General features: G+C 47.8%; 19 protein-coding genes and 1 tRNA gene. 13 read left to right on the top strand and 7 right to left on the bottom strand.

The genetic code is table 11. The features are described 5' to 3' along the window. The first annotated feature begins 145 nt into the window (after positions 1–145). The 5 genes from HBA55_RS32915 to HBA55_RS32935 all read left to right on the top strand — a co-directional run bounded on the left by HBA55_RS32915 (position 146) and on the right by HBA55_RS32935 (position 4,573). Positions 146–553, top strand: a complete 408-nt coding sequence (locus HBA55_RS32915) for an HvfA family oxazolone/thioamide-modified RiPP metallophore (protein ID WP_166999985.1) — start codon at positions 146–148, stop codon at positions 551–553. A 118-nt stretch (positions 554–671) separates the two neighbouring features. Next, positions 672–1,544: an HvfB family MNIO-type RiPP peptide maturase gene (locus HBA55_RS32920; RefSeq protein WP_166999986.1), complete on the top strand. Its 873-nt coding sequence runs from the start codon at positions 672–674 to the stop codon at positions 1,542–1,544. A gap of 15 nt (positions 1,545–1,559) precedes the next feature. Then, a complete protein-coding gene (locus HBA55_RS32925) occupies positions 1,560–2,312 on the top strand; it encodes an HvfC family RiPP maturation protein (protein WP_166999987.1) in 753 nt (250 codons plus the stop codon). A 260-nt stretch (positions 2,313–2,572) separates the two neighbouring features. Beyond that, positions 2,573–3,649, top strand: coding sequence for an OprO/OprP family phosphate-selective porin (locus HBA55_RS32930; RefSeq protein ID WP_166999988.1), 1,077 nt, complete (start codon positions 2,573–2,575; stop codon positions 3,647–3,649). A 183-nt stretch (positions 3,650–3,832) separates the two neighbouring features. Next, positions 3,833–4,573, top strand: a complete 741-nt coding sequence (locus HBA55_RS32935; protein ID WP_166999989.1) for an MlaA family lipoprotein — start codon at positions 3,833–3,835, stop codon at positions 4,571–4,573. A gap of 40 nt (positions 4,574–4,613) precedes the next feature. Here HBA55_RS32935 and HBA55_RS32940 read toward each other — a convergent pair whose 3' ends face one another. Continuing rightward, positions 4,614–5,090 (bottom strand): hypothetical protein, encoded by a 477-nt coding sequence (locus HBA55_RS32940; protein WP_166999990.1) that lies wholly within the window; start codon positions 5,088–5,090, stop codon positions 4,614–4,616. A gap of 188 nt (positions 5,091–5,278) precedes the next feature. On the opposite strand from HBA55_RS32940, the gene HBA55_RS32945 reads away from it, so the two are divergent. Continuing rightward, positions 5,279–5,355: transfer RNA gene (locus tag HBA55_RS32945), tRNA-Arg, on the top strand. Between the two features lie 139 nt (positions 5,356–5,494). Here the strand turns inward: HBA55_RS32945 and HBA55_RS32950 are convergent. Both HBA55_RS32950 and HBA55_RS38260 read right to left on the bottom strand, forming a co-directional pair. Continuing rightward, positions 5,495–6,574, bottom strand: a complete 1,080-nt coding sequence (locus HBA55_RS32950; RefSeq protein ID WP_166999991.1) for a tyrosine-type recombinase/integrase — start codon at positions 6,572–6,574, stop codon at positions 5,495–5,497. Continuing rightward, positions 6,460–6,966, bottom strand: coding sequence for a helix-turn-helix domain-containing protein (locus tag HBA55_RS38260; protein ID WP_206020093.1), 507 nt, complete (start codon positions 6,964–6,966; stop codon positions 6,460–6,462). Before HBA55_RS38260 ends, HBA55_RS32950 begins: the two co-directional genes overlap by 115 nt. A 564-nt stretch (positions 6,967–7,530) precedes the next feature. Between HBA55_RS38260 and HBA55_RS32960 the strand changes: the two genes are divergently transcribed. From HBA55_RS32960 to HBA55_RS32970, 3 genes are all read left to right on the top strand, one after another. Beyond that, on the top strand, positions 7,531–8,574 hold the full coding sequence (locus tag HBA55_RS32960) for a nucleoid-associated protein (RefSeq protein WP_166999992.1): 1,044 nt from the start codon (positions 7,531–7,533) through the stop codon (positions 8,572–8,574). After that, on the top strand, positions 8,571–11,042 hold the full coding sequence (locus tag HBA55_RS32965; RefSeq protein ID WP_166999993.1) for a hypothetical protein: 2,472 nt from the start codon (positions 8,571–8,573) through the stop codon (positions 11,040–11,042). The genes HBA55_RS32960 and HBA55_RS32965 overlap by 4 nt, the downstream gene beginning before the upstream one ends. 806 nt (positions 11,043–11,848) lie before the next feature. Beyond that, entirely contained in the window at positions 11,849–12,427 is a 579-nt protein-coding gene (locus HBA55_RS32970) for a MarR family winged helix-turn-helix transcriptional regulator (protein WP_166999994.1), read from the top strand. A gap of 147 nt (positions 12,428–12,574) precedes the next feature. On the opposite strand, the gene HBA55_RS32975 is transcribed toward HBA55_RS32970, so the two are convergent. The 4 genes from HBA55_RS32975 to HBA55_RS32990 form a co-directional block, all read right to left on the bottom strand. Next, positions 12,575–14,854, bottom strand: coding sequence for a TonB-dependent receptor (locus tag HBA55_RS32975; protein WP_166999995.1), 2,280 nt, complete (start codon positions 14,852–14,854; stop codon positions 12,575–12,577). Between the two features lie 178 nt (positions 14,855–15,032). Further along, positions 15,033–16,346 carry an MFS transporter gene (locus tag HBA55_RS32980; protein ID WP_338109498.1) on the bottom strand — a complete coding sequence of 438 codons (1,314 nt, stop codon included), beginning with the start codon at positions 16,344–16,346 and terminating at the stop codon, positions 15,033–15,035. 47 nt (positions 16,347–16,393) lie between these two features. Beyond that, on the bottom strand, positions 16,394–17,401 hold the full coding sequence (locus HBA55_RS32985) for an alpha/beta fold hydrolase (protein WP_166999997.1): 1,008 nt from the start codon (positions 17,399–17,401) through the stop codon (positions 16,394–16,396). Between the two features lie 574 nt (positions 17,402–17,975). Further along, positions 17,976–19,220 (bottom strand): LeuA family protein, encoded by a 1,245-nt coding sequence (locus HBA55_RS32990; RefSeq protein ID WP_166999998.1) that lies wholly within the window; start codon positions 19,218–19,220, stop codon positions 17,976–17,978. Positions 19,221–19,918: 698 nt separating this feature from the next. Here HBA55_RS32990 and HBA55_RS32995 point away from each other — a divergent pair. The 4 genes from HBA55_RS32995 (at position 19,919) to HBA55_RS33010 (ending at position 24,485) form a co-directional block, all read left to right on the top strand. Beyond that, positions 19,919–20,374 (top strand): nuclear transport factor 2 family protein, encoded by a 456-nt coding sequence (locus HBA55_RS32995; protein ID WP_166999999.1) that lies wholly within the window; start codon positions 19,919–19,921, stop codon positions 20,372–20,374. 228 nt (positions 20,375–20,602) lie between these two features. Further along, positions 20,603–21,223, top strand: coding sequence for a VOC family protein (locus HBA55_RS33000; protein WP_167000000.1), 621 nt, complete (start codon positions 20,603–20,605; stop codon positions 21,221–21,223). 35 nt (positions 21,224–21,258) lie between these two features. Beyond that, complete coding sequence (locus HBA55_RS33005) at positions 21,259–21,876, top strand: glutathione S-transferase family protein (RefSeq protein WP_167000001.1); 618 nt, start codon at positions 21,259–21,261, stop codon at positions 21,874–21,876. Positions 21,877–22,832: 956 nt separating this feature from the next. Beyond that, on the top strand, positions 22,833–24,485 hold the full coding sequence (locus tag HBA55_RS33010) for an FAD-dependent monooxygenase (protein WP_167000002.1): 1,653 nt from the start codon (positions 22,833–22,835) through the stop codon (positions 24,483–24,485). Positions 24,486–24,908 lie beyond the last annotated feature (423 nt).

Here is a 24,908-nt window from a genome sequence, read left to right on the forward strand (position 1 = left end):
AGGCATCATCACGGTAACTGCAGTTTGACGTTCAGCGGGCAGTGCACCCAGTGATTGGTCTGCTTAGTCCGGTGTCGTACCGACAGACTTTGTACAATCCGGATCATAACAACGAAAACGACTGTTCAACCAAAGGAACACGATTATGGCGAAGAAAACAATGACTCCTCTGGCAGCTGCTGTTGGTGCTGCTTTTGTAGCGGGTGCAATGATGACTCCGGTCGCATCTGCAGCGGAAAATCCGTTTGCGGCGACTGAGCTGAGCGCCGGTTACAATCTTGCCGGAAAAGACGCTGAAGGCAAATGCGGTGAAGGCAAGTGTGGCGAAGGCAAATGCGGTGGCGATAAAGCCGGTAAAGAAGGCAAGTGCGGTGAAGGCAAGTGCGGCGGCGACAAAGCCGGTAAAGAAGGCAAGTGCGGTGAAGGAAAATGCGGCGAAGGAAAATGCGGGGGCAACAAAGCACAGGGCGAAGGCAAATGCGGCGAAGGCAAGTGCGGCGGCAGCAAGGCCAAGGGCGAAGGCAAATGCGGTGAGGGTAAGTGTGGCGGTTAATTCGCCCATCAGATCTTTTTGATCAGGCTTAACCTTGCCTAACAGAATGGCCGCTCAGGATTTATTTGTGAATCTTCAGCGGCCATTTTATTTTGCCAAATAATAACTGGAGCACGCTATGACACCCACCGAGGCATCGCCGGCAAACCGCTTTTCTGTGCAAGGAGCCGGCCTGGGGTTAAGGCGCAGCCTGTTGGATGACCTGTCCGATATCGATACGGATCAAGTCCAATTTATGGAAGTGGCCCCGGAAAACTGGATTCGACTGGGTGGGCGCTTTGGCAAAAAATTCCATGAATACACCGAGCGCTTTCCGTTTGTCTGCCACGGCCTGTCACTGTCGATCGGTTCCACCGATCCACTGGATATGGATCTGCTTGCCGACATCAAAACGTTTCTAAAAAAACACGGCATCAAACGCTATACCGAACATCTAAGTTATTGCAGCGACGGCGGACACCTCTACGACTTGATGCCGATACCGTTTACAGAAGAAGCGGTGAAACATGTTGCGGGGCGCATTGCTCAGGTGCAGGACTTTTTGGGCGAACGCATCGCGATGGAAAACGTTTCCTACTACTGTGCACCGCAGCAGGAAATGAGCGAAATAGAATTTATCAATGCGGTTATCGACGAGGCGGACTGCGACCTGTTGTTAGACGTCAATAACATCTACGTGAACAGCATCAATCACCGTTACGACCCCTACGAATTTCTCACCCAGTTACCCGCCGAAAGAGCGGTGTATGTACACGTGGCCGGCCACTACGATGAAGCGGAAGATCTGCGAGTGGATACCCATGGGGCTGACGTCATTGATCCTGTGTGGGATCTGTTGGAGGCGGCCTACAAACGTTTCGGCGTGATGCCTACATTGCTGGAGCGGGATTTTAATATTCCCACGGTGCCCGAACTTCTCAAAGAAGTGGACACTATCCGCCAGATCCAGGCGGCATGTACGACTACCCAAGAACCTGCCCTGACTCGCTAAGTGATTTGACAAGCCATGACCACATTTATTGAAACCCAAAAGCATCTGGCCGATCACTTGCGCGATCCCGCTCACAATGCGCCACCGTCCGATGTCGAAGACCGTCGCCTGCAAATCTATCGGGATCTTATTTTTAAAAACATCGAAGGCTTTCTAAGCGGCGGTTTTCCGATTCTGAGGAGCCTCTATTGTGAACAAAGCTGGCTGATGCTGGTGAGGGACTTTATCAAAGGGCACCGGTCTCACTCACCGTACTTTCTGGAAATCAGCCAGGAATTTATCCGCTACCTGCAAGAAGAGAGAGGTGTGCAGGAAGGGGATCCGGCGTTCTTGTTGGAGTTGGCGCACTATGAGTGGGTTGAACTGGCGCTCGATGTCTCTGAGGAAGACATTCCACGGGACGACAACGGCGAGATTCTGCATACCGAAGATCTGCTTGGCGAAAGCCCGGTGGTATCGCCCCTGGCCTGGAATTTGTCCTACCAGTATCCGGTTCATCATCTTGGCCCGGAATTTCGCCCGGACGAACCTCCAGAGCAACCTACTTTTCTGATCGTATATCGCAACCGTCATGATCAAATTCAATTTATGGAGTCCAACGCGCTGACAATCCGCCTGTTAAACCTGCTGGAGGGTGAGGAAGCACTCACTGGCGAAAAAGCGCTGCGTAAACTGGCTGATGAGATGCAACATCCGGAGCCCGACGCTCTGATTCAGATGGGACAAAATTTGCTCAACAAATTGCAGGCTTGTGACATTATTTTTTAATAATAATGACAGTCTATTAGCACTGATAGTTTTAGATTTTCTCCAAGCTTATGATTTATAAGCACTTTTCCATATTTTTCTGCCTTCCGTTCCGCGCTTGCCAAATAGCAATAAAAACCTACTTTATTACACATTGGTAACATTACTGTCACATTTGGTCGTCAGAATTCCCTGCCATAACGTAATCGATGAGCAAGGGTTGCGTTCAAAAATACAAAATACTTGGTCATTACAATCACAATTTTTTAGGGGATAACTCCATGAAAAAAGCACTGTTGCCTCTGACTATCGTTGCTTTGGCTTCTCAGGCCAACGCCGGTACTGTTACAACTAAGGGTGACGATCTTGTGATCGATACCAAAGGTGGCTTCAAGGTCTACACTGCCGACAAGAGCAAGAGCTTCCAGATCGGTGGCCGTTTGCAGTGGGACTACGAGGCGGACGAGTCCGACGTAAAAGATGATACTGATGACTTTGATGTACGCCGTGCGCGCCTCTACGTAAAAGGTAATGTCGGTAACTGGGCCTATAAAGCACAGTTCAATATTGCCGAGAGCAGTGGTGCTAAAGGTGGTGACGCAGAAGACCTGTATATTCGCTACACCGGATTTGGCAAGCAGGCCAACGTTACTTTGGGTAAGCAAAAAGAACCGTTTGGTCTGGAATCGCTGACCAGCTCTAAAGATATCTCCTCTCTTGAGCGTTCAGCCATGACCGAATTCTACACTCCAGGCCGCAACTCCGGTCTGCAGCTGCACGGCAAGGGCAGCAACTGGACTTATGGCATTGGTGTGTTTGAAGCCGATGGTGACGGTTCCAACGATGCGGACCACACTGCTGTTACCGGCCGCTTTACTTTCAATCCTGTGAAGACCGATAGCACCATCGTACACCTGGGCGCCGGTTTCTCCACCCGCGATGCCGATACCAGCGATGATGAGCTCGACGTTTATAACCTGGAACTGGCCACCGCCATGGGCCCCTTCCATGCTCAGGCGGAGTACTTTGACGCCGAGCAGGGCGACGAAGATGCCGATGGCTACTACGTTCAGTTGGGTTACGTCTTTAACGGCAAGCGTCCCTACAAAGACGGCAAGTTCAAGAAGGTTAAGCCTTCCAGCAAGGACGGCGCCTGGGAGCTGGTGCTGCGTTATGAAGACGGTGACGGCAAGTACAGCGACATTGATCTGAGCAGCGGCGATGGTGAGCAGACCACCATTGGCGTCAACTACTACCTCAACAGCAACGTGCGCCTGGGCCTGAGCTTCATGGATGGCGAGCAGGACAACGTTGGTGACGGTGAAGAGCTGCGCTTCAGAACCCAGTTCACTTTCTAAACCGCCTGGTTTGAAGTGATTTGAGGTCACAAAAAGCCCCGCCAAGTGCGGGGTTTTTTGATTCCATTGGTCCAACTTAAACGTTAACGTTTATTATCACGGCGCTCCTTGATGCTGCATTCCGCCCTGAGATAGAATCGCGAGCCTATGGGTTCAGGTTTATACTCAAAAGGAGCGATGCATATGGCCAAGGGAGCGAAAGTGGCGAACAGACTGAAAGCAGCCGCAATGGCGGCGATCCTCGGCTTTATGGGTGCTTCTGCACACGCCTATGATGGTGCCGAAGCCGACCCCTGGGAAGGTATGAATCGCAAGATCTTTGCCTTCAACGATACCCTCGATGTGTACTTCCTCAAGCCGGTCGCCAAGGGCTACCGAGCGGTCATGCCGGATCTGGTGGAAACAGGCGTCTCCAATGCCTTTTCCAATCTCCTGGAAATCCGCAACGTTGCCAACGATATCCTGCAATGGAAATGGGCGGCAGCGGGCAATGACTCGGGCCGCTTTTTGATCAATTCTACGATTGGGGTGGTCGGTGTCTTTGATGTGGCCGGCCAGATTGGCCTCGACAAGAGTGATGGTGAAGACTTTGGTCAGACACTGGCCGCCTGGGGGGTAGGAGAGGGACCTTTTGTGGTGGTTCCCTTCTTTGGTCCGAAAACCCTGGGCTCGGCCGTGGGTATGCCGGTGGATTCCTACTTCAACCCGATTCGCTATGTCGACCATGTGCCCACGCGTAACACGGTCTACGCCACAGATCTTGTCAGTGCCCGTGCCAGTATTTTAAGCGCCGAGGAGCTGCTCAGTGGTGACAAATACACCTTTATGCGCGATGCCTACCTCCAGCGCCGCGAGTACTTGCGTAATGACGGCGAAGTGGAAGACAGCTTCGGCGGCGACTTCGACGAAGAGGCGGACTTCTAAATCCGTCGCTAACCATTGCTTTCGCCCAAATACCTGTCCGTCAGTGTAACAACTGGCGGGCTGCCTGTTCTGCGACCAGTTCAGTTTCGCTGATCGCCTCATAAAGCTCATCAAACCTTCCGCGTGCGCCCAGACTACTGGTCAAGGCGAAGAGGGAGTCATCCAGTTCGCCTAAAGCCACAATGCGCAACCGTCTGGGCTTGGCGTCACAAAGACACAGATGCATCAGGCTGTGGTGAAGTTGCTCCAGAACCCTTCCAGCTGTGTCCAGCTTGCCTCTGGCCGAGTATGACGCTGCCAAATTATGGCTGGCAGAGATCTGCAGGGGCAGTATGCGGTGACAGTGGCAGCAGCCGTCCTGATCCAGCAACTGCCCTGCAATCAGACGGGCGCGGGTGAACAGATTGCAGGCCAGCTCAAAGCGACGATTGTTGTGATGCTGTGTGCCATCGACCATAAGTTGCCTAAAGGATTGAAGGGTGCCGGCAGGGAATGGGGCATTCTGAGAGGGGGGCATGGCGCATACCTGTGCAAATGAGAATCATTATCAGTAATGGTATTGCCAGACGTCGATGGAGTCAACCGGGAATAAGCACAACCTAGCCCGGAATAACTGGGGGTAAATAAGTAATTGAAAGGGTTACAGATTTTTGAAAGAAAGGGGTTGACGGATGCCGGGTGGATCCCTATTATACGCGCCTCAACGCACTCGTAGCTCAGCTGGATAGAGTACTCGGCTACGAACCGAGCGGTCGAAGGTTCGAATCCTTCCGAGTGCGCCATCTCAAAAATCCTGGTTCTTTGAACCGGGATTTTTTCGTTTTGGCGCTCCGAAAATTCCGAAACCCTTGATGTGACTGGGCTGTAGGCCAGTTGGTGTATTGGGTTAACCTCCTCTTCACACCGATTTTTTAAGGCAATTTATGCCGATTTTTTAGCGCATTCGACGGTCTCTAAATCACCCGAAATCGTCGACTGTGCTAGATTTGTGCTAATCGCTTTCGACTGTGCTAATTGGTCGGCGTACACCTTCAAATGACTGGCCGACAAGTGCGCATATCGTTGGACCATTTCCGGTCCCGCCCAACCGCCCAATTCCTGCAAAACATAGAGCGGTGTGCCTTGCTGTATGTGCCAACTGGCCCAGGTATGCCTCAGGTCGTGCCAACGAAAATCGTCAATGTCGGCACGAACCAGAGCATCTCGCCAGGCGCGGGTGTTTGCCTTTTTGATGGGCTTGCCGCGAAACATAAACACAAAATCAGACGGTTTTTCCTGCTGCCTGTGTTCTTGTCTCTTTAGCAATGCCAAGGCATCCGCGTTCAGTGGCACAGGAATCGCTTTACGGGATTTGGATTGGTCCGGGTGGATCCAGGCGCAAGACCGGTTCATATCCACCTGGGACCACTGGAGCTGTGTGACATTGGCTTCACGCAAGCCGGTGGCCAGGGTGAAACGCACCATCTCCGCCAAATGATCAGGCAATTCCTCGAGCAAGCGATCAGCTTCCTCATGCGTTAACCAACGTACGCGTCGTTTAGGTTCCGGCAGCATTGGAACGTGGGTGGCTTTGTCGATCCACTCCCAGTCCGTTTGTGCCTTCTTCAAAATGGCGCGAATCACTTCCAGCAAACGATTCACAGTGGCGTTCTTAACGCCCTCTGCAAGCTTTGCCTTGATGATCTGGTCAACGTCATCCCGGACAATTTCATCCAGGTTCTTATCGAAAAGATAGTCGTGTAGCCAGCGTAAAATGCGTACATCATTGATATACGTGGCTTTCACATCTTTCTTTTCTTCAAGCCAGCGTTCTACCGCGTCCTGCCACTTCCTTTTGGGTTTGTCGCCCATTTGAGCGACTCGCCAATAGTCCGATTTCAAGCAGTCTAGGAATTCTTGCGCTTGTCGTCGGTTGGTAGTTTTAGCAGATCGGCGTACTTGCTGGCCGTTGGGGGCGGTAAATCGCACCCACCACGTGTTGCCGCGTTTGTAGAGTGACATAGGCGTCTCTCCTGTCTGTCACTTAGCGGCGTTTGCTCACCATTAGGATACAAAGAACGTAGGTAGGCGACAAGGTCGGACTGTAAAAATACCCAGCATTTTCCGGGTTTGGCGCCTTTAATGATGCCTTGCTTGGCTTTGCGGCGGACGACGGCGGGTGACATCTTAAGGAATGCTGCGGATTCGATGAGATCTAGGGTGACTTCTTGGTTGTTGGGTTTCATGGGGTTGCCTGAGTGAATATCGGCAGGAACAGTGTAATAAAGTTGCCGAACAGAAAAAGGGAAAACCCCTGCTGTGCAAGTACGGAATATTCTTAATGACGTGCTATACCACCCTTTCTTATTATTGTTTACAGTGAAACCATTGGTATAGGTGACGCCTATTGTCATAATTCGGCGATTCTGTCCCGCATTCTTTTTAGAGAAACTTGGGGGGGTGAGAGCAGAGGCACCATCAACAGTGTACTATTGTGATGGAACTATATGGCTCGATGGCTCGTCAAAAATAGGTGAGAAATTGGCCTCAAAACACTCATCAGAACGGGGAGCGAGACTTTCGGAAGCGTAATCTTCTCAGTGGTTCCGTGGAAAGTTCAATAAACGAAGGCGCAAGTTCGTACCGGGAAAGTATAATTCCTTGACGGCGCAAATTAGACTCATTGGGAGCTGGGCGTCAGGTGTGCGAACGAAGGTTGGTTGTTAAATGAACAGGTTTCAGGGCAATACTCTGCCGCTGAGGGGCGCTTGAACCATAATACGTTGGCCTGAGATTGACAATATGGCGGGGCGCGTCGTACATTGTGCGCACTTTATGCGCTTCATAGCGCCAAAGTGTATACGAATCAATAAATCTGCTTTTCACCACTTCCGTCTGTACCTGGTTTGAAATGGCGGGCGTTCTTATCCAAGTGTGAGAATGTGCAGAAATCGAAGGCAATCGTTAGGGATGATTAAATGTCTGAAGATGATACAACTGCTACGCTTTCCGTTCTCCATCACCTAAATTTAACAGCTGACTCCGTGGGTTCGCCGATTCCTATTGAGTCCGACAGCGACTTCGAATCTTACATAGCCAAGCTTATGGAAGATTTCTATGACCCAAGACGCTTCAAATCCTATCACTTTGCGTCGGAAACCACTGAAGTTGCGACTGCACTAAAAGGCGTTACTGCAGCAAATTGGAGCCAGCGCGCGCAAATAGTCGCCGAACGCCTACACCGTGTAGAAATTGCAACGCAAAAATCTGTGAGCCAGCTAGTAGAACTACGGTCGGGTAGTTTGGTGCAGATATATACACAGATCAATGGGCAACAGGCGATTATTATTACGAAGGTTGACCATAGCGAATTTCTCGATGAAAGTGAGCTCAAAAGCCGACTGGGACTTCCCTTTCGTCAACGTATCCAAAAATCGATGGTTGCTTTATTCGAAGACGAAACTACAATCGCCGAAATTCGGGTGAGTGATACCAATGCAAAGATTTCGGTCTATTGGTGGAAGGATTTTTTAGAGCTTGAAGAGCTAAAGACTTCGGAAAAAAACACTCAAACCTCATTTGCAGCTATAGATAAAACGTTGCGTGCTCAGCTACACAAAAAAAATAAGAAGAGTGATTTTTGGGCACTACGAAACGCAGTTATTGGTTACTTTCAGACTCAGCAATCATTTGCCTTTGATATGTTCGTCGATACCGTATTTAGTCAATATCAGCCCGACGATCCCAGTATCGATGTGCAGAAGCTTATCAAGGACATCAAACAATTACCCGACAGGCACAAATTTGATACCCAGTTTACGATTGCTCATCATGAGATAAAGGCTAAGATAAAAGACACGATTAAGCTCTCCAGCAATTTGGAACTCAAAATCACAGGTGACATCCCGGACATGAAAAATGTCATCCTGGCTAAGCGATCAGCGGATGGGCGAAAATACATCCAAATATTCTCTGAACGGGGCTATGACGAATTCGCAAAAATGGAGAGTGAACCCTCGTGAACGCGATAAAGGAAATCGCAAGCAGGTTTTCTTCAAGTTATTGTCAACAGGATTGTAGAGAAAACAACCGAGAATTTGTGGTGTCGTTTTCATTGGGCAACCTAAAGTTGCCGATCGAAGAGGAATTGCTTCACGCATTGCGCATGCTACCAGAGCGTGATAACTGTGAGTTGATTTTGACTCTCGAGAACCAAGATGACATCCATTTACTCCACTCAGATGGAGAGCTCTCTGGCTCCTTGTCTGAGTTGCAAACAGCTATTGAGCTGAAGAATGCGGATGAAAGTTGTACACTGACGGTCCAAGTAACCAAGCACTCGGCTAACCGACTATCGTCGATCTATAATCTAGAGTGTATGTCGCAGTTTTGGCAGTCGGGCAGCGTAGTCGATGCAATTGAACGCTACAGTTTGGCGTCAGCGGATGTGGACTGCTTTGAAGTACTAGATATTGACGAGCCCTTTACCGTGGGGAATGTTCTTTTTAGGCCCCAACACTCTCAAATTGAGCACAAATTTTGCGTCTCAGCAGCGGAGCGCCAGGTACTTATTCAAAAGCGTGACGAAATTTGTCACTTCGCCAATGCTGCCTCTGTACACTGCTTACCTAACGACTTTGTGGTGAGTGGCACGTGTTCTCTGGATAGCGTTGTTGGCCTGTTCAATCAACTTCGGAAAATAACCTCATTAGTTTATATTTGCGACTTTTCCAAGTTTGACGTCAACGGCGACATTCACCTTCGCATGAATGGCTATCGTCTATATTCATGCGACATTCGAAGGGAAGATGGATTTAGTGCGATAATATCTGAAGATTATTTTAGAATTTATCAGTGGATTTACGACACTGGAAATTCGATCGATAAGGCTGGATTAGCGCGAAACGTTGTTACGTTGCATATACTAAATGAAGACCTTCTGCAGTTGGAGTCAGATACGCTGACTTCAATCGAATCGGGGTTTCAAATTTACCTAAAGGAGAATGTAAAGCAGTACATAGAGATAAAAAATAAACTGTCTGAGTTCATTCAGTTATCCTCAGATAAGGCTGCGAATATCGTAAGCTCTTTTGGCATGCACCTCAAAAACAGTACATGGACGATGTACTCCTTTTTTGCCTCAATATTTCTCATTCGTTTGCTGAGCAATAAGCAAGGGAGCTTGGTTTCGAATGAGGTGTTTGCGTCGTTTTTCGTGTTTGCCCTAATTGCCCTATTCATGATGTTGTTTGCGCGATGGGAGCTCCACAAAGAAAAAGAGCGATTTGTTATTGCCTATGAGGCGATCAAAGAGCGGTATAAAGACCTTCTGTCGAAGAATGATTTAGAGAAGATTCTGGCCCACGATAAACAGCATGTCAGCGACATTCAGTACATCAACACTAAGTCAAAATGGTTGACGACGGTCTGGATTGCTGTGCTTGTGGTTTTGTTTCTTTTCGTTTTTGGTTTCTGGTCTATAGGTGCCAATAATCAGTCCGTGATAGTTAATGATATTTCCGTCAATGAAGGGACTGCACAGCCCACGGGTAGCGAAGTGAGTTCTCTCCAGAAGAGAATTGCATCGCTTGTTCACGACGTGGAAAAAATCAAAGGCAGTGTTGATTCCTTGGGGCAGGTTGAGGCTGAAGGTGGTTTTTCGGAGTGGTGGATCTTGCTAGTTCTCATTACCGCTGTAGTCATAGGTATAGTGATTATCAGGCTCTCTTCCAAGAAAGACCCTCTATTACTGTGGACACAGCGCAGTCTAGCGGTACTGTCTGTAGCCACTGCGTTTGTCTCTTTGCTGATCATGATTGACACCCAATGGCATTGGTTTAGCGATAAACCTGCCCCCGTATTGGCAGTCTTTAAAGTGGATGACAAAGATAACATAGTCGAAACGATGCCCCTACTGCTGGTTAATTCCACTGACAATGACTCCAGCAGTTCGACGCAACCCGTAGCAAATTTTATGATTCCCTTTGAAGAGGCTTCATGTTCCGACTCACAAGATCGTTTACAGTGGGATGGGGTTAAAACGACACCAAGGTTTGAAAGCTTCATTCGCAGGCTCGGCAAAAACATCGCTTCCTGCGCCTCAGATATCCATCCAGTAGTTATACAGGTCAAGGGTTTTTCCAGTTCTTCGGAGGTCAACAATTTTCAGCAGTGTAATCATGCGAAGAACAGTGATGAGGCAAATCTAATCATTGCTAACGCGCGTCGAGACCGGGTTGTTCAGCTCTTGTCCGCTCAGGCTGGGCCATGGGTTGATGTTCAGCCACACAATTGGGATAACGGGGTTGAGGGCATGGTAGCAAACCGACAATTCAATGACAGGATAGATGATCAACGCTATAGCTCCTCTCGTGGTATGTTCAATCGCCGCGTTGAGGTAGCTTTTCTTGAAATTGGACGATGCACGGTTCCTGACGTGCGCTCGATACCGATCACAGTCTCTGATAAATCTGTAGCAGCAGGTAGTTAATTCGAAAGTTTGTCTTCAAGCTAGAGTTCAGAGTGAGCTGAGATCGTCAGGTGGGGTAATTTCTGGCTTTCTGATTCGGTTTGCTCTCGTTCTATCTCAAGTGGCTTGCAGCCGATTTTCGATTGCTTCGCCATTATCCCAGTTTGGCGGTCCGATTTTTTTCGTCTACAGTTCCACCACTTTCTAACCTAACGGAAACATTCCCAAATTTAACCAGCAGCCCCTTACATATTTTTCCAGCTGCCTGTGGAACGCTATTTCGCCACGGCGAATGCATACATAATTGAATGATCGAATCGTCTTCCAAGCAACTCAATAGTCGTGCCAAGCCATATACGGCCATGGTGATATGTATCCACCGGTGTAACGTCTGTCTCGTCTTCTGCCGGTCCAGATGCTAACTCTAACTGGCTGAACATCGACTCAATGGACCAGCGAAGTCCGTAAGACGCAATAACCTCCAAAGATATTCGGAACGTGGTTAAGAAAATTTGTTTACTGCTTGATGATCAAAACCTTTCTGCAGATGAATTCAGCGAGCTTGCGAAGACAGGGGACTAACGTCAGTCGCTTGAGATGCTGGGATTCTAGCGGTTTCTGCGCGCCACCTAAGCCGAATGGCCTCTTGGGAGCAATTGACACTGAAGGCCATGACACCGGTGAGGCTAAAAGCTCGTCGATCGGAGCCGAAACCTCTTGATTCTTATATCTCGCCGACTTTTGCAATTCTGCTGCCCACGGATTAATTGGCGACTTCGAGCCCGATGGGTTAAGCTATACTCTCCACAGACCGGATACAGTGATTGATGACCAAGCTAACAGATTCTGATATCGATTGGCGCCAGGATAATTTTGGCCGTCTACTTCTCAATGCATTCAAATTCACTGAGGAAGGTATTCTTGAGGAATTGTATAATGCCAATTTCACTGATCTTCGAATTGTACACTTGGGCGTGTTCCGTCAGATTGATGATGACGGTACGCGACTCACGGAGATTGCAGAACGCATTGGTATTACCAAACAAGCGATGATGTACCTGGTAAATGAATGTGAAGATATGGGCTATTTGGAGAGAAAATCAGATCCGACCGATGGTCGTGCGAAAATCGTAAGATTTACCCCCAAAGGTAAAAAGCTGATGAAGCGGGCCAAACAGATAATTGCTGATCAAGAAGAAGCTTTGGAAAAGCTTATTGGTAAGAATAATGCCAAAATTACCAAAGCAGCTTTGAGAAAAATCGGAGAACAGCATTTTCTCAGTCAACCTTCGAATAGCGAAACCAGCAGAAGTTCAGGGCTAAGGTCAAAGCTTACAAAGTCATCAGGGCGGCCTCCCAAGATTTTTCAGGGCGGCGGCGCCATAAAGGATGGCGCCAAGGGGTAAATCGAATATTCCCCGCATTACTAGCCCTTAGAAGAAAGTCGTGACCTCTCTACCCGCAACTATTACTGTAGTGTGTGCTTCGAAGTGCTGGTAGAGAGCCGATAGATATCAGCCTCTACACTACCCACTCGTTAGGTGGACATTACACTAGAACTCATAGATAGCGCGTAAGCCAAATTCCCTGGGGGCACCGGGTACAGAATAAGAGCGTTTGCCCGCTACTGACAAAATGGCCTGATTCTGCTCCTGATTAGTAATATAGTATTTGTCAGACAGATTGTTGACAAATGCGATCAGAGTAAATCTTTCAAGATAAGCTGTGATTTGAGCGTCCACCACGCCATACGAATCCATCTCCAGGAAAGGCACTGCATCCGTTCCGTCACCGATAAACTTATCACCAATGTAGCGGTAGGTGACACTCGGAGTGATTTCTACATCCTTGACTCTAAAGTTGTAGGACGCAGAAAAAGAGCCTGATAACTCCGGTACTTCGGGCAACCGCTGACCAGCTCGGGAATATAGCATCGCGCCCCCGCCTACTGGTACCTGGTCGTATTCCTTAAACTCTGAATCAACGTAGGACAGAGACAAAGACAGCTCCAGGGCCTCTGTTGGGCGTGCTAACACCTCCAGCTCCAGCCCCCTTGTTTCCGCTTCTCCCGCGTTGGCGGTCGAAGGAATGAAGATCCCGCCCCCAATATCGACCCGGGTGGCAAGCTGCATTTCTTCGATCTCTGTAAGGAAAAGAGCGGCATTCATCTGCACCGTGTCGTCAAGAAAGCGGCTCTTCAATCCCAGCTCATAGCTAGTCGATTCCTCGTTATCAAGTGATTGATTTTGCTCTGGTGTATTTGGAACTTCTTTGGTGAAACCGCCCCCTTTGAATCCGGTTGCCACCGACATGTAGGCCATCGTACTGCTGTTGAAGTCGTAGTTAAGTGAAAAGCTCGGTGAGATACCCGCATAATCATCACTTCTTTCGAGCTCATTGTCGGCGCTTACCGCACCACCGAGTACGTCAACAAATAGATCCGGAGCCTGATCCACCTCCTCGTAGGAGTATCGTAATCCGAAGGTTGCATTTAGTTGATCGGTAATCGCAAAACCCAACTGCCCGAATAAGGCCACACCCTTACGTTCAATATTCACGTCATCCCGCACAATCGCTGGAAACCCGGGACCGACTGCATTAATAAGTAGGTTAGACCCCCCCACAGTTGTGTTGGGAGCCGTGTTCAACGTGCGGTTTTGAATCAGCTCTTCAGAAAACAGATAGAGACCACCGATATAACTGATTCTCTCGCTATCGTTGGATGCAAGTCGAATCTCTTGAGACAATATTTCCTGTTCGGTTGTAGCATTATTGATAGCTAATGCATCGACGCCATCTACGTCATATTGATCGATCGATTCAACATAACGGTACCCGGTGATAGATGTCAATGTGAAGTCTCGGAAATCATAGTCAAAAGTCGCACCGGCACCGTAGCTCTCAACTTCTGTGGTCTGTTCGTCTTCGGAAAAAGTGGTGTACTTTTTACCTGCCAGAGCATGGTTCTCTGTATAAGAGCCCACTCCAATCCCCGTATTTGGATCGTCAATCCGGTAGCGGATCCCTTTGCTGGCGTCTCCCAAAGCGTTGAAGCGGCCTTCGCTCTTACGATAATCAACGAAAACTGTGAAGTCTGAAGCTTCCGATATATTGAACGCTAATTTCGCTCTGCCGCCGTAGGTTTCGCGATCATCCTGTTCTTCATTGCGAACGACATTCTTAACGAATCCGTCAGTCTTGGTACCAAATATCGATAACGAAGCACCAATATAATCAGTTAATCCTCCGGATAAGGATATGGCTGTCTTGTAGGCGTCAAACTCTGAGATCTCGACATTGACCTTGCCGGTGAATTCGTCGCTAGGTGCTTTTGATACTATATTTAGTGCTCCCGCCAGGGTGTTGCGTCCGAAAAGTGACCCCTGGGGCCCTCTCAGAACCTCTACTCGCGCTACATCCAAAAATTCCGACGACCAGCCTAGGCTGGGCATATAGATTCCGTCGACAAATACGCCCACAGAGGGCTCCACTACCGGAGACGACCCTACACCACGGATGGTCAAATAGAATTGTTCATCATTCTTACGTTGTCCAGCCTGAGAATAGTAAAGTCCGGGAGCTAGCGAGAATAGATCTTCAGCGTTTTCCAACCCTTTAACTTCAAGATCTTGACCGCTGATTGCGGACACGGCAACGGGGATATCCTGCAGGGTTTCTTCCCGTTTTCTCGCAGTGACCACTATCTCTTCGAAAGCCGAAAAACCGTCATTGCCCAGTGTAGATCCTTCGTCGTTTGCTAATGTGGCTTCAGGTATGGCTGTCATCGACACAAAAAATGATGCTGCTACGTTCACCTTGTAATTCTTCTTCATGGTATTCTCCCACTGTTTTTATAACAAAAATTTGATTTGCTCTAGATTATTCTCGTAAATCCATTAGCCTCCCAATAATAGTAATAACTATATTTACCCATTTTCCAGCGAAACCCAAACTAGTAAACACTACAATCTGAACGAGAATAGGGTTGTTCGTTCGTGGTAATTCCTAAGTCTAGTCATATCTATACTTCGGCGAAAATAGTACGCAAATTGCCCCGGCAAAAATAACTCCCGCCATCAAGCGCAAAGAAAGAAAATAGTTTCCTTGTAGCTCGTGTAGATAGCCCAATGCCAATGGCCCCAATGCACCTCCGCCGACAAAGAGAGCAAACATAAGCCCGCTAATAACCCCAAAATAATTGGGTGCGAAGTAGCGACTGGTGAGATAGACCATAATGTCCGTCTCAGCGCCAATTGCGATACCAAGCAAAATCGCGGAGACATATATTAGTAAAACCCCGGGTGAAAGTGTTAATAGAACGCAAGCAGCCACCGGTGCTAATAGAACTACGACCGTAACGTAAGGGGCGAAAACTCTATCGAACAGGAACCCAATTAGTAGACGGCCGAAAAGGACGGCTAATCCTAATACCGATGCGGCAAATGCGGCGGATGTTTGCGACATTCCAAGCTCTGTAACTATAGGAACGAAGTTAATCAGCATCGCTGTAATTGCGAAGCCCGTCAGAAGAACCATAATCGACATAATCCAGAACATCCGTTCAGAGAATAGAATCTCCCAGAAATTGTCAGCTGATGCTTGCTTCTTCGCGGTTATTGCGTCAGAAGACTTGGTGTCATTTTCTGTATCATGTAGGAAAAAGAATGCAATAAAAAAAGTGGCAACAAACGCTCCACACCCAATCACAGCGTAGGCAGTCGAAAGGCTATGATGGTCAACCAGGAAACGAATGAAAATGGGAAGAATGGTTGCTCCGAATCCAGTCCCTGCTAATGCGATGCCCAATGCCAACCCTCTCAGCTCAGTGAAATTCTGAACGATAAGGCGCGAATAAGACATTGGCAGCACGCCACCGGCAACGATCGGAATAAGCACTAATACCGCATAGAAGTGCCAGAGTGAATAGGCGTGCCCTAGAAAACTCAAGGATGACCATAGTAAAGCAAAAACTGGTATCGCTAACAATATAACCAGACGAGCGGAGAACCGGTCAATGAGCACTCCGATTAGTGGTGCGCCGATAAGTATACCGATATTGTGTGCTGTGATCCCACGAAGAACCTCAGCTCTGCTCCATCCAAACTCTTTCATGATATCGGGAACAAGTATTCCGAAAGAGTAACTCACAATGGGTCCAATACTAAAGGTAATACAGATAAAGCACGCAAGTACGACAGGCCAGCGAGTTCGAAACTCGTTTCCATTAGAACAAGTACACTCGTCCGTAGAGATAGCATTAATAGAAAACACGTTCATTAATCTCCAAATTGCATCTTCACCTGTGAAAAATCGAATGGCTAGCATGCACTGATTGCCTGAAGCCTAGATCTGCTAAACGAAGTCGAAAATTGTTAATAAAAAAAGTCGATAATCTCCTTGGCAAATAATTCAGCTGCATCAAAGTGAATTCGGTGGCCATTGCCCTCGGCGTAGACATGTTTCACGCGCTGACCATTGCGTCTAACAATGTCAACCAGGTCTGTGTGCTCTGCACGTGAGAGCACTCCAACCATTTCCCGATCGGATTCCCAATACAACATGGGGACTCTTACCAAGGCGAATGCTTTTCTATTGTCGAAGTTCTCCGATAGCTCCGCAGAAACTGACGAGCGTACAACCTCTGGATCCAGGTTCAATCCGGCTTGGGCCGCAGGAGCTAGGAACGACTTCGGCCAAAACTCAGCATTAGTCGGAGGCGTCCCGCTGAGGTACTTTCGATAGCCGGAGTACAGGATTTCACGCTCCGTATCGCTCAAAGGCGGCATCTGACCACGATGTTGAAGTGATTTTCCTAGAGCGATAATGCGGCGATCGTAGGACATATTTACACTGGGCAGGATGACTCTCGACTCGGAAAACATTTTCGTTATCACATCCAAGCTAGCACCTTGCTCATGATAGGCGCGAACACGTTGCTCCAACCCAACGAACATTGGCTTAACCCAACCACTTTCCCAGCGCTCTCTTTCGTTGACAAGGAAAGCGCCATCTTCGGCATTAAATCCTATGACGATATCCCGCTGTGTCGATGCCACCCAAAGGGCGACCAAACCACCTAATGAATGTCCGGAAATAACAACTGGTTTCCTAATAACCTCTCGGATTAAACTTGTTACATCACTCCCGTAGTCAGAAACGTGATAGGAGCGGTCACTAGCCCAGCCAGTAATATCATGGCCTCGCTGAGTCACAATAAACAAATGGAAACTCTTGCAGAGCAGTTGGGCGGCCTTTATGTAGCTTTGCCAGGGCACTGCCATGCCGGGTAAAATCACCAAGGGAGTACCGTTCGGCGGGCCTTCAACATACGCGAGGTTGACTGGCCCTACTGCGTGACGCTTTACCCCGTAGCGATTCACCTTTCCCCTCTCGTCCTTACATGAGAAGTCCGAGCTATTTGTTGCTCCACTATCCGCAAGCACAGATCTGACGATTGGAGCATCAGCACTAGCACCTTCCTCTGCACAGACCCACTGAGTGGCAAATACAGATACGGCAACGAGAATAACAAGTTGGACTTGCCTCAGTGAGTCGTCGAACGCCCCATCTGCTCTTGACAGGAATTTACTGGTTAACCACCTATTTATACTCACAATACAATCTAACTCCCAATATTTTATTGCAAAGTTCTATCAATACTCTGGTTCTACTGATGTGCAGGTTGATTCCGATTCTCAGAGGCCAAGGTCAGTGCTGAATTTAAAAGCAGTTCTTGCGCCGCGATCTCTTGACTTAGTCAGATCAAACCGGGACGAGCCAGCGTTCAAAACTAAAGAAGTTCCGATTAAAAGCTCTTTGATAGACTCTCCGGACTCAGTTTAATGGCTGGAGTTATCACAGATTGAGCGCTCGTTACCGTTCGCACTAATCCAGCGAAATCGCTACATAAATCCTTAGGCAGAGTCACTGTAATCACAATAGATGCTAACTCTACTACAGCACTTTTTCGCAAATCGACAAAAATTGTACGTCAGATAGCAGTGCTCTCTGTAACCTACCCTCGAATTTAACTTGTTCAACAATGGCATCCAACTGATCGGGCGTCGCCGCCAACTCATGCTTATCCAGGAAATACTCGACTGAGGCGCGACCACTGTTTTTTCCGAGCACTACTCGACCCGGAGGCTGTCCGACCACTGATGGCAGCATAGACGAAGTGGCCATGTCAAACCCTTTACCACCCATCTTTCGAATCAGATCAATGCCAATACCGGTCTCCATGTCAAACAGCCCGCGACCAACAATGGGTTTATTCATAGGGACGCTGCGGTTGGTAATATTCTCGACCAAGACCGACGTATCCATCAATCTTTCGAGATCGATGCCTGTCTCGACGCCAAGCAAAATTTCAAGCATTGCGGCCACTTCTTCAGTGGCAGCATTTCCGGTACGCTCGCCAAGACCGTTGATGGCTGTGTGTACTACATCAGCACCAGCAGATATTGCTTCCAGAACACCGGCATTCGCCAAGCCAAACTCATTGTGATTATGATACTCAACAGCAATTTCGGGTATCCACTGCTTCACGGTCTTTACCAGATAACCGGCAGTTCTAGGGGAGGCGACACCAAAGGTATCGACCAACACAATTGAATCGGGTTTACACTCTTGGGACAGGGTTACGTAGGTGTCCTTGAGATAATCCAAATCGTCACAGCGAGTTGTGTCCCAGCCCATGAACACCACATTAAGCCCTTTTTCTTTGGCATAACTCACACTATCAACGCAACGCTCAATGACGTGAGATTTTTCAAGATGATAGCCGGTTTCGTTAAGATAGGGATTCATGCAGTGTTCTAAAACTACCGTTTTAATACCGCAGTCGACAGCTAGATCAATGTCCAGTGGATTAGCACGAACCAATACCGTCACTTCACAATCTAGGTCTAAATCGACGACCTGTTTGATACCTTCACGATTTTCCTTGGACACAATCGGCATTCCCGCCTCAATACGAGCAACGCCTAATTCACTGAGGGCTTCCGCTATTCTAACGCGGTCAGCAATGCTATACGCAACTCCAAACGTTTGCTCACCATCTCGCAGCGTGACGTCGTGAAGTGCAATTCTCTTACTGGTAGGCGCTGCGTTAATATTCCTGTCATAGTTGTATGGGCTCACCCAAAATTTGTTCTCTAAATAGCCTTTTTGATCATTCAATCGATCGATGTCGTACATGTTATATCCTTTCCTCAAGTCAAAATGTTTTGTCGCCAACCCGTATTTATATGTTCATACATTGGCTTATTAAAAAACGCGAAAATTGTCTGAAATTGATGTGTCAAAATACCTTTTTGAAAGTGACTCTCGAATTTGAGAGCGGGCCACAATTCTTAGCCTACAAAAATAGTATCTTGAGGGCCATATTCTCAAATTCGTACTCCAATTTTGAAAACTTTCCTATTTTTGTCGGACGCCAAGACTGGAGAAAAAGTCTAAACGTGAATTTGCGATAATCTTCTGTGATTGGATTGTGCGTCTTCATGGCAAATTCTTACTGCCTTACAACTAATTGTTCCAAGTAAGCTATTTGTATATATCCTTAAAGCTCTAAGCTCTCGAGATACCCAGCTTAAAACGACCATCAGCATTCATACTAGCCGAAGGAGCTTCTGAATACTAGTAATATTTATTGACTAATATTTGGTTTCTGTGCATTATTGGAATATCAGAATGGGCTCGCTAGTAATTTTCGACGCGTGAAAATTGATGTAAGGGACACCGCCTTGCGGTTGTTGTGTAAATTACTGAAAGACTGTTTTGGCTGAACCGATATAGGCAGAAGAACGAACATTATATGCAGTTCGTATTGAGAATCACATACCCTCGATGTTGAACGGGATAGACAACTTAAATCAAAGCGGAGGAACGCGACTATGAAGTCCACTACCAACCAACTAAGACCTTTCATCTTTCTATTGTTGTTCTCGATCATCGGCGTGGAAGTGACTGCCGAAAATTCCGACACCGAGGCTGCTGCAGGAATCGTAAAAGTTTTTCTGGAAGCTGCGCCACGCAATGACACGGATGCAATTAGAACGGTAGTCTCGGACCAATTTCGTGTATTCGTAACTAATACAAAGGGCAAAGCGTCAAGAACCATTAGTAAAAACAGATATTTAGAACTGATGGACGCTAAAATTATTGGTGGACGCCAATGGGACTATGAAATAATAGCAGTTGACGTCTCCATTAACCAACTAGCATACGTCAAAGCTAAAATAGAACAGGCTTCCCCAAAAGAAACTTTGTACGTCCACTTCACTGTGGCAAAGGTGGGGAATCTCTGGAAGATTGTGCAGGAGTCTGTGCATAGAGTAATACACGCCTGATTTTTATTGATCCTTTCGTCTATCAGAAGCGGTGGTACGGGAGACTAGATTGAACGGCATTGGACAAAGAGGCGCTAGAGTCAATTTCAGAGCCAGAAGGGGAGGTGTTGTCATTGCGTTGAAGACAGTCTGGCCAACTTGCAATTTCAACAATTAGTACCATTTTGATAGTTTGTTTGCGTCACCCCATAATCTGAGGGTTTAATTTGCACTTGTGAGGAATACACTATGAATACGATCCGTCCGCCAGGCAGCGAGCAAGAATATGTTAGCAATCACAGAGTCCCACACCTGAATTTCAGTCATTTGGGGATTTGCGTGCGTGACATGGAGGTAATGGAGGATTTCTACACTAGGGTTCTTGGGATGACCGTCACTGATCGTGGCAGCGCGCTGGATACAGATTTGGTGTTTCTTAGCCGTGATCCGGCGGAGCATCATCAGATTGTATTGGGCACCGGCCGCCCCGAACGCATACCCGAAAATACTTCTAACCCAATGTTTGGTGCCATAATTAATCAAATCTCTTTCAGAATCGCCAGCCTAAACGGGTTGAAAGAGTTCGATAGACATCTAACGCAATCTCACACAGGAGAATTTATCTACGCCAATCATGGAACTGCGTGGAGTATCTACTTCCACGATCCTGAAGGAAATATGTTAGAGGCATTTGTTGATAGTGAGTGGTACATCAAGCAGCCAGTGTTCGAACCCTTGGATCTTTCGCAGACCAATAAAGAAATTCTTCAGAAAACACGTTCTTTATGTGAAGACGCTGGTGAAGGATTCGAGCCTGTCGCGCAATGGCGACAGCGTATTGAAATTTTGATGGAGCTGCAAAGAATTTAGTTTGCACATTAGGGTCGACATTAGGATATTAATCAATGCTTACTTTTTACTACTTTCCCGCGGCTTGCTCCCTCGTCACCAACATGGCGTTGGAAGAGGCAGGGGCTAACTACCAGCCTGTTTTGGTCGACTTGTTAGGGGACCGAAGCGACTACTATAAAATAAATCCAACGGGAAAGGTTCCCGCGGTGGTTGCCGACGGAGAGCTTCTCACTGAAAATGTCGCGATACTCTACTGGATTGCAAAATCCTATCCTGACAAAATGCTGTTGCCCAACAGTACATCCAAAGCTGCGAAAGCTCTCTCATTCCTGTCTTGGTGTAGCAACACTGCACACATTGCTTATCGGCAGTCTCGTGTTCCCGCACGCTTCACGCCAGATCAATCCGTTCACAACGCCCTGGCGATAGCGGGGAGGGAGGCATATACACAAGCATTGGAAAAAGTTAATAAGATGCTCGAAAAGCGTCAGTGGTTCTTGGGTGATCAATTCTCGATCTGTGACTGTTACGCCACATTATTGTATGATTGGGGTGCACGCAATGAGTTTCCGATGAGCGATTTTGAATGTTATACGCAGTATATCAACAACGTTCTAACACGACCTAGTGCTCGGAAGGCGCTAACGATGCACCATAGCCCACTTATATAGTGAGCAATGAATGCGAAGTGCTGATAGAATCTTCAGATAGGATCGAATATCGACTTATTTACCGTTTGCGACACAATGAATGGATCTCGAAGAAATAAGTTCAACTGATCATCCAATCATCACTTTAAATAATACAGAAAACCAGAGCAACCCACGTCATCAGTACTGTTGATGGCGCGGTGTTCAAACTCTCCGTTCATCGCCATCGTTTCATCAGGTATGAGCTGGAGCTAATTGTGGTTGCTTGACGTAACTACAAACATTTCCAACTGGGTTTGATGGTGGTTTGTCGGCGGATCACAGGGCGGAAACGGTTCCGTTGAAAATTACTTGAAAGCACTATAGTTATTAACCGAGGCTCTTTCTAGTTCGCATGAGGCTAGAAGACGTCAGTGGGAATTTTAATGCTTCCGACTGCTTTCTTGTCAATTGAACAAGATCGATACCCGCCAGGGTTTGTGGCTTATTGGAGAAACTCTTGAATTCTAATATGGCTATGACTGTGTTTTTACCAGTGGATGTTCCTTCCCTGCTACATTGAAAACGTACTTGCACCGACGATTTTTACTCCCATGCCAATGGAGCCATTCTACTTTTCGATTTCAGCGGTATTGGTTCAGTTCTTATCGAAATTGATAAGATGCGAATTTGCACTACATTCAATTGCCTAGGAAAGAGAATGTAATTGTACTTTCTTATCATGCGTTAATGATTATTGGAAGAGCGCCAACGCTGGCTAAATCAAGGCATGTTATCTTATAGCCATGTATTGTTACAAAGTTCCGGCACCAAGCCATTAAAAGGTCAGTAAATATTACTAGTATCGGGTCGCAGTTTCCGTTACTCTATCTTGGGGCTGACAAAGTAGGCCTCACATACTTCAAATAGACTCAAGTACCCGTGACACTATCCAAGCGGCAATGGTGTGGCGACCTACAGATTTTGTGGAGGAATTTATGGTGGAGAATACCGGCGTGTTAATTGTTGGCGGCGGCCCGGTTGGACTTTCGTTGTCGGCTCAACTGGGCGCCTTTGGTATAGACAATATTCTCGTCAATAGAGAATTGGAGACCTCCAAACATCCCAAGTGTAATTTGGTGAACGCACGCTCTATGGAGCACTTCCGAAAAATGGGCGTAGCGAGAAAGCTGAGACAAGTAGGCCTTCCCTCGGATTATCCTCAAGATGTCGTCTACTTTACCCGACTTAGCAAACCTGAAATTGCACGCATTCGAATTCCCAGCTCGGCACAAGTCGAAAAGGCTTGCCATACTGGTGATGAGAGGTGGCCGACGCCCGAGCCTCCTTATCGGGTTTCCCAGATTTACACTGAGCTGGTTCTGAAACAACATGCCTTACTGCAGTCCTCCTCTTCTATTCAATTTGGTTGGGAACTGGTGGATTTCTCGGATGACAACGCAGCGGTCACGGCAAGAATCCGCTCGGTAAACACGGGAGAAGAACGCAGCATTAGATCTTCCTGGCTTGTAGGTTGCGATGGCGGCGCAGGATATGTGCGGCCAAAGCTCGGCATAGAGTATGAAGGCGAAGGAGGTGCTAAGCGGGCATTTATGGGGGGTGCAATGCTAGCCACCTATTACAGTTCGCCTGACCTTGCCAAGATACTCGCTCGTCATGAACCTGGTCACATGCTCTGGGCGTACAACAACGATTTTGTTTCGGTAACCGTTAGAATCAATGGCTCGGACACTTTTTTGACGCATATTCAGCTGCCAGAGGGTGATGATCCAGAATGTTGGCGACCGGAGGAATTCATCCCCAAAGTAGTAGGAGAGGACGTTTCCGTTAAGGTGCTGTCGATGTCACCTTGGAGCGCCGGCCTGCGTTTGGTCGCCTCCTCATTTCAAAGAGGGCGCTGCTTAATCGCGGGTGACGCTGCTCACTTGTTTACACCCACCGGGGGCTTCGGGATGAATACGGGTATTGATGATGCGGCCAATCTCGCGTGGAAGTTAGCTGCAGACGTCGACGGCTGGGCTGGCTGTGATTTGGTGGCCTCTTATAATGCTGAACGGAGACCGGTAGGTTTGCGTAACACTTCCGCCGCGCAAAAGATTGCCGAGATTATGGGCGCGGTTCGAGTTCCTGATGATATAGAGTTGGATAACGCAAAAGCTATGGATGGTCGACGGAGACTGACAGAAGCTTTGCTTGATCTGGCACGCTACGAGTTTCAAACGGTGGGCGTTCAGCTAGGGGTACGCTACAACGGATCCAGCATTGTGTGTGAGGAAGACGGTTGTAACCTGCCTGATGACATTGTCGACTACGTCCCTTCGTCCGCACCTGGATCAAGAGCGCCGCACACCTTCCTCGCTGACGATACCTCAATCTATGACCTATTCGGACCTGCCTTTACTCTGTTGGACTTCGGCGCCCAAGCAAGTGATGTCAAGGAGCTGGAGGATGCGGCAAAAGAACGGTGCTTACCGATGATAACAGTACCTGTTCTCGATTCACAAGCGGCACGTCTCTACGAGAAGAGGTTAGTACTCATACGCCCGGATATGCACGTGGCTTGGCGAGGTGATCGGATTACTGTTGAGGCGATGGCAATTATCGACAAAATTCGGGGTGTACGCGAATAGTCGACGCAAAGAAGTATCCTGAGTTACTCAGTCGTGATTCGTGCTCCGTCGTAGAAATAGGTTCAGCTAGTTAGCACATTTTGAATCAATTGTTGGCATCTTCGCCATGAGGTGACTCTTCAGTGCGTCCGATGGTGCCTCGAATATGGTTTGAAATTTCGCGACCTTGATACCTCGTCGAAGAAAGGGGTTTTCGTGTCGATCAAAGAACCATTCATCGGCGGATAACTTACTATTTCCCTCTTTTCTTTGTGAAATTCCGAAGAAAAAAGCGTACGTTAAGAGCCAGATGACGGCCCCCTGTGTCAGGATAGATGTCACCCCCTAAATTGTTGAAAACTTGAACAGGGGGCTGATGAGGAATGAGTGAAACACTATTCACCAGAAAGGAAAGAAGCGGTACTTAAGAAGCTGTTGCCACCA

The organism is Pseudomaricurvus alkylphenolicus (assembly GCF_011683955.1).
GTDB classification, from domain to species: domain Bacteria; phylum Pseudomonadota; class Gammaproteobacteria; order Pseudomonadales; family Cellvibrionaceae; genus Pseudomaricurvus; species Pseudomaricurvus alkylphenolicus.